Consider the following 11946-nt stretch of genomic DNA (forward strand, 5'->3'; position numbering starts at 1 on the left):
GAAAAGTTACAGGATTCTCACAACGCTTGGAGATTATTGACGCAGGTCACACGCCGCCCGTAGGGTCCGGTCAACCCCGGCTTCCCGGCCTCGAAAGACCCCCAACGGAGCGGTTCATGAAGCGACTAGCAGCTGTAGTGGCGTTGCTCGGCCTTGCCACCGTCACGGCGTGCAGCGGCGGCACCGAAGACAAGCCCGCCGCGGGCGGCAGCGGAGGTGGCGGCGGTCTCTACACCACGATCGACGCCAACAAGCCGAGCCTGGACGTCAACGGCCCGATCAACCCGTGGAGCCCCAAGGGCAACGCCTTCTGGGGCTACAACGCCATGCGGATCGCCTGGTCCAAGAACCACCTGACCGACCCGAACCAGTTCTACCCGGGCATCGCTGCGAGCTGGGAGATCGCGCCGGACAACTCCTCGATCACACTGCACCTGCAGCCGGACAACAAGTGGTCCGACGGCAAGCCGGTCACCGCTGAGGACGTGAAGTTCTCCATCGCCCTGGCCTACACGCAGGGCAGCACCGCCTTCGCGATCGACCCGGGCGCGGCCGGCGCCGCCTCCGAGGTCGAGGTGGTCGACGACAAGACCGTCAAGATCAGCCAGGACATGAAGAACCCCAGCGTCACGTTCGTGCGCGGCGTGATGGACAGCTTCATCGTCCCCCAGCACGTCTGGAGCAGCGTGCTGCCCGCCGACTTCTGGGACAAGCTGAAGGCCGCCCGCGGCGACGGAGCCGACGCCGAGAGCGCCCGCGCCGAGATCACCGCGCTGTCGGAGAAGGTCCTCGCCTTCGCGCCGCCCAAGGACGTCTCCGCGGGCCCGTTCGCGCTGGAGCGGATGAACCCCGGCGAGGCGCTGCTGGTCAAGAACAAGAACTTCTACAACGCCGCGAACGTCGGGCCCGACCAGGTCAAGATGCTCAACTCCACCGGCAACGAGCAGATCTGGAACTACCTCATCGCCGGCAAGCTCGACAGCGCGCCGTTCACCGCGGTGCCCGCCGACGTGATGAAGCGCATCGGCGCCACACCGGGCAATGCCGTCGTCAAGGGCTTCTCACCGGTCTCGCTGGGCCTGGCGTTCAACCAGGCGAAGAAGCCCTACGACAACGTGCACGTGCGGCGGGGGCTGGCCTACCTGATCAACCGCGACGAGGTCACCACGATCGCCTCGCCGGAGGGCGGCACCCCGGCCGTCACCACCACCGGCATCCACCAGAAGCCCGCCGCCGAGTGGCTCGGCGCCGAGCTCGGCGAGCTGGAGCCGTACAAGCTCGACCCGGCCAAGGCCGAGGAGGAGTTCAAGAAGGCCGGCCTGAAGAAGGAGGGCGGCAAGTGGACGCTGCCCGACGGCACACCGTGGAAGTTCACCATCAACGTCCCCACCCCGTTCTCCGACTGGGTCTCCGGCGCCAAGGCCGTCACCAGCCAGCTCACCGCCGCCGGGGTCGACGCCGAGGTCCTCACCGTCGCCGACTACCCGCTCTACCTGAAGGAGATCGCGGAGGGCAAGTACGACGTCGGGTTCTGGCTGATCGCGCTCGGCCCCGCGCCGTACAACATCTACCAGCGGCTCTACGGCGCCTCCAACGGCTGGGCGATCCTCGGCGGCAAGGTCAAGCACGCCGAGGCCGGCAAGGGCGGCAACTGGATGGGCGGCCCGGAGACCATCGAGGTCGACGGCGCCAAGGTCAACCCGGGTGAGCTCACCGCCAAGCTGAACTCCGCCGCCGAGGACGAGCAGAAGACCATCGTCGGCCAGCTCGCCAAGGCGGCCAACCAGGACCTGCCGGTGATCCAGCTCTGGGACTACGTCAACACCCAGTTCGTGAACACCAACCACTTCACCGGCTTCCCCGAGAACGACAGCGACCTGCTCCGCCAGCCCGCCGGCGTGTGGATCCAGCTCGGCATGGTCAAGAAGAAGTAGTAGTACATGACGGCGTTCGCGCGACGGCTCGCGGGTCACCTGGCCCGCGGGCTTGTCATGATCTTGATTGTCACCACGGTCAGCTTCTTCGTGATCAGAAGCGTCCCCGGCGACCCCATGGCGGCCAGATACGAGAAAATGGTCGAGCAGGGCATGTCGCCCGAGGCTGCGCAGCGGGCCGTCGAGGTCCTGTTCGGCTTCGCACCCACCGGCAGCCTGTGGCAGCAGTACGTCGACTACATGTCCGGCCTGGTCCGCCTCGACCTGGGCCAGTCGCTGACCGTGCCGGGCGTGGGCGTGTCGACCGTGCTGTTCTCGGCCGCCAAGTGGACCATCCTGCCGGTGCTCGCGGGCACCCTGCTGAGCTTCCTGATCGGCGTCATCATGGGGGTCTACGCCGCCATCAGACGCTCGGGGAAGCTCGGCGACATCCTCGCGATCTCCGGATCGCTCCTGCACGGCGTCCCCCAGTACGTGCTCGCGCTGCTGCTGGGCGCCGTCTTCACCACCCTGTGGCCGATCCTGCCCCAAGGAGGTACGGCCGACATCATGTTCGAGCCGGGCTTCAACGCCGGATACATCGGCTCGCTCGTCGAACACGCCATGCTGCCGGTGCTCACCTACGCGCTCGCCGGTTACGGAGGCTGGATCCTGGCGATGAAGTCGAGCGTGGTCACCGTCCTCGGTGACGACTTCATCCTGGCCGCCGAGCTGCGCGGACTCAAACGCGGGTTCATCTTCCGCTACGTGGCGCGCAACGCGATCCTGCCGCTGTTCACGATCCTGGCCCTCTCATTGGGCATGCTGTTCGGCGGCGCGATCTTCATCGAGCGGATCTTCAACTACCCCGGTCTGGGGCTGATGCTCATCGACAGCATCACCAACCGTGACTACGCCCTGATGGGCGGGGCGTTCCTGCTGATCACGGCGGCGATCATCGTCGCGAACATCGCGGCCGACCTGTTCTACACCGTGATCGACCCGCGGGTGCGGAGCGGGGAGGGGACCACATGACAGCGCCGGTGATCACCATGGGCGACGGCCGCGCCACCATGCGGCGCAACTTCTGGCACGGCGTCTGGCGGGTGTTGAAGCGCAAGCCCAGCCGGATGGCCGGCATGGTCATCATCCTGGGGTTCGCGTTCATGGGCGTCTTCGGGCCGCTGTTCTACCCCGACCCGCTGCCCCGCGACACCGCCAACCTCTACGCGGCACCGAGCTGGGAGCATCTGTTCGGCACCGACTTCGAGGGCACCGACGTGCTGGCGCTGGTCGTCACCGGTTCGAGCTACGTGCTGCTGAGCGCGGTGATCACCGCGATCATCACGGTCGTGCTCGGCACCGGGATCGGGCTGTTCGCCGGGTTCCGGCGCGGGCGCTGGGACACGGTGCTCATGCGGATCACCGACATGAAGCTCACCATCCCCGGCCTGCCGCTGCTGCTGGTGCTGTCGACCATCTGGAAGTTCGGCAGCGCGATCGAGATGGGCCTGGTGCTCGGCCTGCTGGGCTGGGGCGGCGTGGCGCGGGCCGTACGCTCCCAGACCCTGTCGCTGCGCGAGCGCGGCTTCATCGAGGCCGCGCGGGGACTGGGGCTGTCCACCACGCACATCATCGGCAGGGAACTGCTGCCCAGCATGGCCCCCTTCATCGCGATGAACATGCTCATCGCCGTCACCGGTGCGGTCTACGCGCAGGTGGGCCTGTTCTTCCTGGGAGTCCTGCCGTTCGAGGCCAACAACTGGGGCGTGATGCTCAACCTCGCCGTGTTCGGGGGAGGAGCGATGTCGTCGCCTGCCGCGCTGCCGTACCTCGCCGCGCCGCTGCTGGCGATCCTGCTGCTCACCCTGGGCATCGTGCTCGCCGTCGACGCGATGGACGAGATCTTCAACCCCCGCCTGCGTGAGGAGTGACGGGTGTCTGCGACCCCTGAGAAGAACCCCGGCAAGAAGACGCCGGGGGTGCGCGTCAGCGGCCTGACCGTCGTCTACCGGACACAGGCCGGAGAACTGCCCGCGATCCGCGGGATCGACCTGGAGCTGCCGCCCGGGACCATCACCGGCGTGGTCGGCGAGTCCGGCTCCGGCAAGTCCACGCTGGCGCTGTCACTGCTCAACGCCGTCCAGCCGCCCGGCAGGATCAGCGCGGGCAGCGTGGAGATCGACGGTCTCGGCGACGTCGTGCGGCTGCGGGGCGAGGACCTGCGCAAGGCGAGGGGACGGCACATCGGTTACGTCTTCCAGGCCGCGCAGAACTCGCTCAACCCGCTGAAGACGGTCGGCAAGCAACTGCTCGACCTGGGTCGCTCGCACGGGGTGGACGACCTGCGCGGGCTCGTCAAGGACGCCAGAGAGCTGCTCGGCCGGATGGGCCTGGACGGCGCGCGTGTCCTCGACTCCCACCAGCACGAGCTGTCGGGCGGGATGCGCCAGCGGGTCGGCATCATGCTGGCCCTGGTGCTCAACGCCCACCTGGTGGTGCTGGACGAGCCCACGACCGCGCTCGACATGATCACACAGGCGAACATCCTGCGGATCGTCCGCGAGGTCCACGCCGAACGCGGGCTCACCACAATGATCATCACCCACGACCTCGGGGTGGTGGCCGAGGTGGCCGACCGGCTGGCCGTCATGTACGGCGGGCAGGTGGTCGAGCAGGGCCCCACCATGGACGTGCTGGGCACGCCCCGCCACCCCTACACCCAGGGCCTGATCCGGGCCATCCCGCGCCTGGTGGGCGATATCGACGAGGCCAGCGCGCTGCCCGGCCGCCCGCCGACGCTGGGCACGATCCCGGCCCAGGGATGCGTGTTCAGGGACCGCTGCGTCCTGCGCATGGACGTCTGCGAGACGGTGGAACCGCCGGTCGTCATCCGCGGGACGTCGATCGTGGCCTGCCACGCGGTCGAGGCCGCGGACCGGGACGGGAACGCTCCCGCCGCGGCGGCGCCGGAGCCCGGTGCCGGAACGCGGGAGGACCCCGCCGGTGCGCCGCAGGCGGCCGGGGAAGCGCAGGAGACCGTGGGAGCACGGGGACCGGCCGGGGTACATGACGTACGGGGGGAGCAGCCGTGATCACGGGTAAGGACATCACGAAGACCTTCAGGCAGCGGGGCAGCGTGCTCGCCGGCCGGGAGGTGAAGGCGCTGCGCGGCGTCGACTTCGCCATCGAGAAGGGCGGGGCGGCGTCGTTCATCGGCGAGTCCGGCTGCGGCAAGACCACGCTGGGGCGGATCATCGCCGGGCTGGAGTCCCATGATTCCGGCGAGATCACCATCGACGGCACCCCCATGTCGTCGCTCACGCCCCGTCGGCGGCAGCCGTACTTCCGCCGGATCCAGCTCATCCACCAGGACCCGTACTCGGCGCTCAACCCGACGCGCACGGTCCACCAGACGCTGGACGCGCCGCTGACCCTGCGGGCCCGTCAGACCGGCCGCCCGCGGTCCTGGGTGGACGAGCGGGCCCACGAACTGCTCGCCCTGGTGGGCCTCGACCCCGACTATGTGCTGCCGCGCTATCCCCACCAGCTCTCCGGCGGGATGCGCCAGCGCGTGGTGATCGCCCGCGCGCTCACCGTGGACCCCGAGATGCTCGTCGCCGACGAGGCCGTCTCCATGATCGACGTTTCGCTCCGGCTGGGCATCCTGGCGCTGCTGAAGGACCTGCGGGAGCGGCTCGGGGTGAGCGTGCTGTTCATCACCCACGACGTGGCGACCGCGCGTTACATCGGTGACGACGGCGAGCTCTACGTCATCTACCGGGGACAGGTCGTCGAACGGGGCCATGTGGAGACGATCATCTCCAATCCCGTCCACCCCTACACGCAGTCGCTGCTGTCGGCCATCCCCGTGCTGCACGGCCTGGAACGCCCGGGCGAGCAGCCGGTGGTGCCGACCGAGGCGCTGGACGAGAGCCACCACGACGCGGGCTGCCTGTTCGCGCGGCGCTGCCCGTTCCGCACGGAACGCTGCGAGTCGGAGGCGCCGGTGCTCGGCCACGCGGCCGACACCCCCCAGGAGCACGCCTGCTTCCATCCCGAGCGCCGCAACGTCATCGCCACGCCGATCAGCCGAGGATGAGACCCGTGGGACAGAGCGACGGATCAGCCGCACCGGACGTCCGGAACGCGAAGGGAAGAGGAGAGGACGGGGGAGCGCCCGCGGTGGAGATCCGCCAGGCCATCGCGGCCGACACGGCGGCGCTCGCCGAGATCGCCTCGGCCGCGCTCACCTTCGACGCGCCGGACGCGCCGGCCCTGGTGGCCAGGCTCTCCGCGCCACCGGAGCGCCGCTGGAACGTTCTGGTCACCGGCGATCTCACCGGCTGCGTGTTCGCCTCGATGTCGCGCCGCGACCCGTCCGTCGGGCACATCGACCTGCTCGCCGTGCACCCCCGGGCGCAGGACACCGGGCGGGGCCGCGCGCTGGTCGCCGCGGCCGAGGACTGGCTGCGGGCCGAGGGGGCGACCGAGGCGCGCCTGGCCGGCAACCCGCCCTGCTACGCCTGGCCGGGCATCGACGTGCGCTACACCCCGGCGGCCGCCCTGGCCGAGAGCCTCGGCTACGAGCGCTACAACGTGGCGTGGAACATGACCGCCGAGCTCTCCGCCGACGTGGACCTGTCCACCGACGCCGACGTCGCGCGGCTGGCGGAGGCCGGCGTCGGTGTCCACGCGGCCGGTCCGCACGACCGCGCCGCACTGCTCGCCTTCATCCGGGAGCACTGGAACGACAGCTGGGCGTGGGAGGCCGAGCAGGCGGACGGCTGCCACTACGCCGTCCGGGACGGGGAGATCCTCGGCTTCGCCGCGTGGGGTGCCAGACCGGCCTGGTTCGGTCCGATGGGCACCGCCCCGGCCGCGCGCGGACTGGGCGTCGGCCGGGTGCTGCTGCGCCGCTGTCTGGCCGAGCAGCGGGCCGCCGGCCAGGCGAGCGCGCAGATCGGCTGGGTGGGACCGCTCCGCTTCTACTCCCGGGCGGTCGGCGCGCGCGCCGAGCGGGTCTTCTGGCTGTACCGCCGTGGCCTGCGGTGACCACCGGATGTCAGGGGTAGAGCAGCGGCTCGCCACCCGTCCAGACCTCCGGGTGACAGGGGGGCGGGCACAGCTCGCGCGGGTCGTCTCCCGCGTCCAGGGCGCGGCGCAGCGTGTCCGAGCCCCACAGCAGGTCCACGGTGTGCCGCCCGGTGTCCTCGTTGCGGTACCAATCGAACTCTCCCGGGTGGAGCGAGCGCGCCAGGTGGATCATCGACACCCCGGTCAGCACCGGCCGGAACGCCTCCGGGTCGTGCACGTGGAGCTGCACGCCCCGCACGGTCACCCCCGCGTGCTTGCGGAAGGTCGGCGTGAACCACGTGTCACGGAACCGCACACCCGGCAGGTCCAGGGCGTTCAGCCCGGCGGCGAACCGCTCGTCGAGGTAGGGGGCGCCGATCAGCTCGAAGGGGCGGGTCGTGCCGCGGCCCTCCGACAGGTTGGTGCCCTCGAACAGGCCGGTGCCCGGGTAGACCAGGGCGGTGTCCGGAGTCGGCATGTTCACCGAGGGCATCACCCAGGGCAGGCCGGTGTCCGCGAACGGCATGTCGCGCCGCCAGCCCTCGGCGGTGATCACCTGCAGCTCGGCGCCGAGGGACCGGTTGACGTGCAGCGCCAGCTCGCCCGCGGTGAGCCCGTGCCGCACCGGGATGGCGGCCCGTCCCACGAAGCTGGCGTACGCCGCGTCGAGCACCGGGCCCTCGGCGACGGACCCGCCGAGGGGGTTGGGCCGGTCCAGTACGGCGAAGCGCACCCCGAGCCTGGCGGCCGACGCCATGAGGTCGTACATCGTCCAGACGTAGGTGTAGAACCGCGTGCCGATGTCGGCGATGTCGAAGACGAGGGTGTCGACCTTGGACGACTCCACCAGCTCGTCCAGGGCCGCGCCGTCCCTGGTGTAGGTGTCGAAAACCGGCAGGGCGGTGGCGGGGTCGGTGCCGGTCTGCTCGCCGTGTCCGTCCTGGACCGCCCCGCGCACCCCGTGCTCGGGGCTGAACAGCGCGGTCAGCGGCACTCCTGCCGCCAGCAGGGCGGACGCGCCCGGCGTGAGGTCGGGAAGGAGGCCGGTGGGATTGGTGACGAGGCCTATCCGGTTCCCGGTGAGGAGACCGGGGTCGCTGACAAGTCGTTCGATTCCGGTGTGCATGAGTGACATGGCTCCATTCTTGGAAGATAATTTGCAAAATAGAAGACTCTGGTGAAAATTAGCGACATGGGGCGTCATGATTGATCCATTGGCCGAGCTGTCCACCGAGCAGAGTGATCCGCGCTACGGTCAGATCGACCGGCTCCCGACCGAGCAGGTAGCCCGGCTGATGAACGCGGCCGACGCCACCGTGCCCTCGGCGATAGCCGTGGCCATACCGGCGATCTCGGCCGCGGTCGACGCGATCGTCGCCCGGATGCGGGCCGGAGGGCGGCTGTTCTACGTGGGCGCGGGGACGTCGGGCCGGCTGGCCGTACTGGACGCCTCCGAGTGTCCGCCGACCTTCGGTACCGACCCCGAGCTGGTGCAGGGCATCATCGCGGGTGGCGTGCCCGCGCTCACCCGCTCGGTCGAGGGCGCGGAGGACGACGACGCCGCCGGGGCACAGGCGATCGCCGACCGGCAGGTGGGCGCGCTCGACTCGGTGGTCGGTGTCTCCGCCAGCGGCCGGGCGCCGTTCGTGCTCGGCGCGCTCGGCGAGGCGGGCCGCCGCGACGCCCTCACCGTGGCACTGTCGTGCAACGCCGGGGCTCCGCTCTCCGCCGCGGCACTGCACCCGCTCGAGGTGATCGTCGGCCCGGAGGTGGTGACCGGATCGACCAGGCTCAAGGCGGGGACCGCGCAGAAACTGGTCCTGAACATGATCTCCACGATCGCGATGGTCAGGCTGGGCCGGACCTACGGCAACACGATGATCGAGATGTCGGCGGCGAACTCCAAGCTCGCCGACCGGGCCACCCGGATGGTCGGCGACATCACCGGCGCGGACCTCTCCATCGCCCGGCCCGCGCTGGAGGCGGCCGGGTGGCACGTGAAGGTCGCGGTGCTGATGATCGAGCGCGGCCTCGACCCGGATGACGCCCGGGTCCTGCTCCGGGAGCACGGCGACCGGCTGGAGTCCGCGCTCGCCGCGGAAGAGGCTCAGGGTGCCTGACCGCGGCGAAGGACGCGTCAGGCACGGCGAGCCGGGCCTGGAGGACAGGTCCGCCGGATCGCCGGGCGGCGCAGGCGGGCGCGTCGCGTCGGAGGGGACGGTCGGGCGTACGTCCGAAGGCGCGGGCGGGCACGGCGCCTCCGACGGCTCCGCCGTGCTCGCCGCACTTCTCGCGGACGCCGTGCCGCGGGTGTGCTCGGCGGCGGTCGCCGTGGTCGCCGTGGACGGTGGCACGGTCGCCGCCGCGGCGCACGGAGAGCTCGTCCGGTACGTGGACTCCTCCGAGGCGCTCCTGGCCGACCGGCCGGCCGTTCACCGAGACTCGATCTTCGACCTCGCCTCGCTCACCAAGCTCTACACGACGGCCGTCATCCTGTCGCTCGTCGAAGAGGGCCGCCTCGGCCTGGACGCCCCCGTCGCGACCTGGCTGCCCGGCGCTCCCACCGGGGTCACCCTGCGGCATCTGCTCACCCACGCGGCGGGCCTGCCGGCCGGCCGCCGCGCCCACGAGGAACTCCTCGGAGACGGGCCCGAGGTGTTCGCCGCCCGGCTGGAGCGGATCCTCTCGACGCCGCCGCTGCACCCGTTCGGTGAGCGCCACGTCTACTCCGACGTCGGCATGATCACCGCCGGCCGGGTGGCGGAGATCGCCGGGGAAGCCCCCCTGGACGAGTTGCTCCGCGCCCGGGTCACCGGGCCGCTCGCCCTGACCGACACCGGATACCGGCCCGCGCCGTCGCTGCGGTCCCGGATCGCCGCCACCGAGGACAAACCCGAACGCGCGGGCCCCGGATGCGTGCGGGGCGAGGTCCACGACGAGACCGCCCACGGTCTGGGCGGGGTCGCCGGGCACGCCGGAATCTTCTCCACGGCCGACGAGGTGCTGCGTTTCGCCGAGGCGCTGCGCACCGGAGGCGGGCCCATCCTGCGTCCGGACACCGTGGCGGAGATGACCCGCGACCAGGGCGTCACAGGTGCGGCCTTCCGGCAGGGGCTGGGGGTGAGGATCGGCGACCCGGCCATCGTGGGGCCGCTGACCTCCGCCTACGGCCACTCCGGCTTCACCGGCACCTCGCTCGTCGTCGATCCCGGCCGGGCGCTGACGGTCGTCCTGCTGACCAACAACGTCCACCCGCTCCGCGGCCGGGCGGGCATCCGCGACCTGCGGCACGCCGTCGCTGCCGCGGCGCTGAGACTGTGCTGAGACGTCTCGATCCACCGGTTGCGGACGACGGGCGACTTTTCGCCGCCGCCTGAGTCACCTGTTGAGGTCAATCAACCGCCAGATGGCGCATACCGCCGTATGCTCGTCTCATGTCCGCCACCACGCGTATCACGGTCACTCTCCCCACCGAGCAGGTGACCGAACTCAGGAAGTTGACAGACAACATCTCCGGCTATGTCGCCGAGGCGGTGGCCCGTCAGATCCGGCATCAGCTAATTGGTGAGGACCTCCGGCGCCACCAGGAGGACCACGGGGCCTTCGCTGAGGAGGAGTTGTCCGAGGCCCGATCCAAGATCTTTGGTGCCACCGGCTCCACCAGGCAGACGGGCGTCGCGTGACCGAGCGTTTCGAGACCGTCGTTCTGGACTCTCAGGGCCTGTCCGCCTGGGTTGCCCAAGATCGTACGTTTCTCGCCATGTTGCAGGTGTTCCACGAAACGGCGGCCGATCTCGTCGTCAGCGCCAACACCATCGTCGAAGTGAGCCATGCGAGAGTGAACATGCCCCGGCTGCGCTGGACGTTGTCTCGGGTCAAGGTCGAACCGGTGACCGAGGAGGCGGCTAAAGCATCGGCGGAACTGCTCAGAGCCACGGGCCTGCACGGCCACAAGTACGCGATCGACGCGACCGTCGCGGAGGTCGCACTGCGCCAGCCTGGTCCGGTGGCGATAATGACCTCGGATGTCGACGACGTGGCCAGGTTGTGCGATGGCCGCGTACAGATCATCGGTCTCTGAGGCGTAGCGGAACAGAGCCGGACCGGCGTCTCAGCGGCCGTGCAGTACGGGTGGGTCGAAGCGGCCGAAGACCCAGGTGCCGGGCGCGTCCGGGTCGTCGCCGGCCCAGAACTCCGTCCAGAGCCGGGTGAACTCCTCCCTGGAGAGGTAGCCGTCGTCGTTGAGGTCGAGGAGTGGGAAGATCTCGTCGGTGTCGGTGGCGCAGCCGTTCCACGCCTCGATGAGCTGGTGGTATTCGGCTGGGGAGATCCGCCCGTCGCCGTTCTTGTCGACGGCTTCGAACATCGCCTCGGCGGTCCCGATGACCGCCTCGGAGTTCTCCCCCAACCGGTCGACGATCAGCAGGACCTCCTCCAGTGTGACCCGGTCGTCGCGATCGAGGTCGGAGGCGGCCAGCAGGGTGGTCCACCAGCCCATCATGATCGAGGTCAGCCGGGTGTGGGCCGCCGAACCGGGCGCCGCGCCCTGGATCGCGGCCCATCGCGCGGCCAGCGCCGCGAAGTCCGGTCTCTGCAGGAAACCGTCACCGTCGGCGTCCATGGCGTCGAACACTCCGGCGATCTTGCTCCGCTGGAACCTGCTTGCCATGAGTCCGTCCTTCCAGTTGGTCGTGTGCGGACGAGGAAACGAAGCCCAATGCTCACCAACCGGCACTCCAGGAACAATCGCCACTCGGGTTGACTGCCGTCCCCATGAAGTGACCATCTGGTTACCTTCGGTGAGATCAGGTGCTCACCGGCGATGCCGCGCTGACCGATTCCTTCCGGTGCGTGGCTGATGCCCTGGTCGAGGTGGGGAGCACGCCGCGGCAGGGACCGCCGAGGCGGATGGCGCTGCGGGGCGGATGGCTGCTCGTCGAACCTCCTTGAGCGGGGA

At 70.1% G+C, this 11946-nt stretch carries 13 protein-coding genes; 11 read left to right on the forward strand and 2 right to left on the reverse strand.

The features are described 5' to 3' along the window. Window positions 1–116: 116 nt before the first annotated feature. The 6 genes from OHA77_RS38335 to OHA77_RS38360 all read left to right on the forward strand — a co-directional run bounded on the left by OHA77_RS38335 (window position 117) and on the right by OHA77_RS38360 (window position 6968). Window positions 117–1934, forward strand: a complete 1818-nt coding sequence (locus tag OHA77_RS38335) for an ABC transporter substrate-binding protein (protein WP_406314094.1) — start codon at window positions 117–119, stop codon at window positions 1932–1934. 6 nt (window positions 1935–1940) lie between these two features. Then, window positions 1941–2948 (forward strand): ABC transporter permease, encoded by a 1008-nt coding sequence (locus tag OHA77_RS38340; protein WP_406314096.1) that lies wholly within the window; start codon window positions 1941–1943, stop codon window positions 2946–2948. Then, the gene (locus tag OHA77_RS38345) at window positions 2945–3847 is read left to right on the forward strand and encodes an ABC transporter permease (RefSeq protein ID WP_406314097.1); all 903 of its coding nucleotides are present in this window, start codon (window positions 2945–2947) and stop codon (window positions 3845–3847) included. The genes OHA77_RS38340 and OHA77_RS38345 overlap by 4 nt, the downstream gene beginning before the upstream one ends. A 3-nt stretch (window positions 3848–3850) precedes the next feature. Beyond that, on the forward strand, window positions 3851–5008 hold the full coding sequence (locus OHA77_RS38350) for an ABC transporter ATP-binding protein (protein ID WP_406314098.1): 1158 nt from the start codon (window positions 3851–3853) through the stop codon (window positions 5006–5008). Further along, window positions 5005–6015 (forward strand): ABC transporter ATP-binding protein, encoded by a 1011-nt coding sequence (locus OHA77_RS38355; protein ID WP_326823283.1) that lies wholly within the window; start codon window positions 5005–5007, stop codon window positions 6013–6015. Before OHA77_RS38350 ends, OHA77_RS38355 begins: the two co-directional genes overlap by 4 nt. Window positions 6016–6098: 83 nt before the next feature. After that, window positions 6099–6968, forward strand: a complete 870-nt coding sequence (locus tag OHA77_RS38360; RefSeq protein WP_406314101.1) for a GNAT family N-acetyltransferase — start codon at window positions 6099–6101, stop codon at window positions 6966–6968. Window positions 6969–6978: 10 nt separating this feature from the next. Here OHA77_RS38360 and OHA77_RS38365 read toward each other — a convergent pair whose 3' ends face one another. Beyond that, on the reverse strand, window positions 6979–8115 hold the full coding sequence (locus OHA77_RS38365) for an exo-beta-N-acetylmuramidase NamZ domain-containing protein (RefSeq protein ID WP_406314102.1): 1137 nt from the start codon (window positions 8113–8115) through the stop codon (window positions 6979–6981). Between the two features lie 76 nt (window positions 8116–8191). On the opposite strand from OHA77_RS38365, the gene murQ reads away from it, so the two are divergent. From murQ to OHA77_RS38385, 4 genes are all read left to right on the forward strand, one after another. Then, on the forward strand, window positions 8192–9109 hold the full coding sequence (gene murQ / locus OHA77_RS38370) for an N-acetylmuramic acid 6-phosphate etherase (protein WP_406314104.1): 918 nt from the start codon (window positions 8192–8194) through the stop codon (window positions 9107–9109). After that, complete coding sequence (locus OHA77_RS38375) at window positions 9102–10313, forward strand: serine hydrolase domain-containing protein (protein ID WP_406314106.1); 1212 nt, start codon at window positions 9102–9104, stop codon at window positions 10311–10313. Before murQ ends, OHA77_RS38375 begins: the two co-directional genes overlap by 8 nt. A 110-nt stretch (window positions 10314–10423) precedes the next feature. Next, on the forward strand, window positions 10424–10672 hold the full coding sequence (locus tag OHA77_RS38380; protein WP_406314108.1) for a hypothetical protein: 249 nt from the start codon (window positions 10424–10426) through the stop codon (window positions 10670–10672). Then, entirely contained in the window at window positions 10669–11070 is a 402-nt protein-coding gene (locus tag OHA77_RS38385) for a PIN domain-containing protein (RefSeq protein ID WP_406314110.1), read from the forward strand. Before OHA77_RS38380 ends, OHA77_RS38385 begins: the two co-directional genes overlap by 4 nt. A gap of 30 nt (window positions 11071–11100) precedes the next feature. Here the strand turns inward: OHA77_RS38385 and OHA77_RS38390 are convergent, their stop codons facing one another. Continuing rightward, the gene (locus OHA77_RS38390; protein ID WP_406314111.1) at window positions 11101–11658 is read right to left on the reverse strand and encodes an EF-hand domain-containing protein; all 558 of its coding nucleotides are present in this window, start codon (window positions 11656–11658) and stop codon (window positions 11101–11103) included. A 140-nt stretch (window positions 11659–11798) separates the two neighbouring features. Between OHA77_RS38390 and OHA77_RS38395 the strand changes: the two genes are divergently transcribed. Then, a complete protein-coding gene (locus OHA77_RS38395) occupies window positions 11799–11939 on the forward strand; it encodes a hypothetical protein (RefSeq protein WP_406314112.1) in 141 nt (46 codons plus the stop codon). Window positions 11940–11946 lie beyond the last annotated feature (7 nt).

Source organism: Streptosporangium sp. NBC_01639, assembly GCF_045209755.1.
GTDB lineage: Bacteria > Actinomycetota > Actinomycetes > Streptosporangiales > Streptosporangiaceae > Streptosporangium.

Coding starts and splice junctions, on each gene's coding strand:
- OHA77_RS38335 (WP_406314094.1), top strand. CDS start 117: ATGAAGCGACTAGCAGCTGTAGTGGCGTTGCTCGGCCTTGCCACCGTC.
- OHA77_RS38340 (WP_406314096.1), top strand. CDS start 1,941: ATGACGGCGTTCGCGCGACGGCTCGCGGGTCACCTGGCCCGCGGGCTT.
- OHA77_RS38345 (WP_406314097.1), top strand. CDS start 2,945: ATGACAGCGCCGGTGATCACCATGGGCGACGGCCGCGCCACCATGCGG.
- OHA77_RS38365 (WP_406314102.1), bottom strand. CDS start 8,115: ATGCACACCGGAATCGAACGACTTGTCAGCGACCCCGGTCTCCTCACC.
- murQ (WP_406314104.1), top strand. CDS start 8,192: ATGATTGATCCATTGGCCGAGCTGTCCACCGAGCAGAGTGATCCGCGC.
- OHA77_RS38380 (WP_406314108.1), top strand. CDS start 10,424: ATGTCCGCCACCACGCGTATCACGGTCACTCTCCCCACCGAGCAGGTG.
- OHA77_RS38390 (WP_406314111.1), bottom strand. CDS start 11,658: ATGGCAAGCAGGTTCCAGCGGAGCAAGATCGCCGGAGTGTTCGACGCC.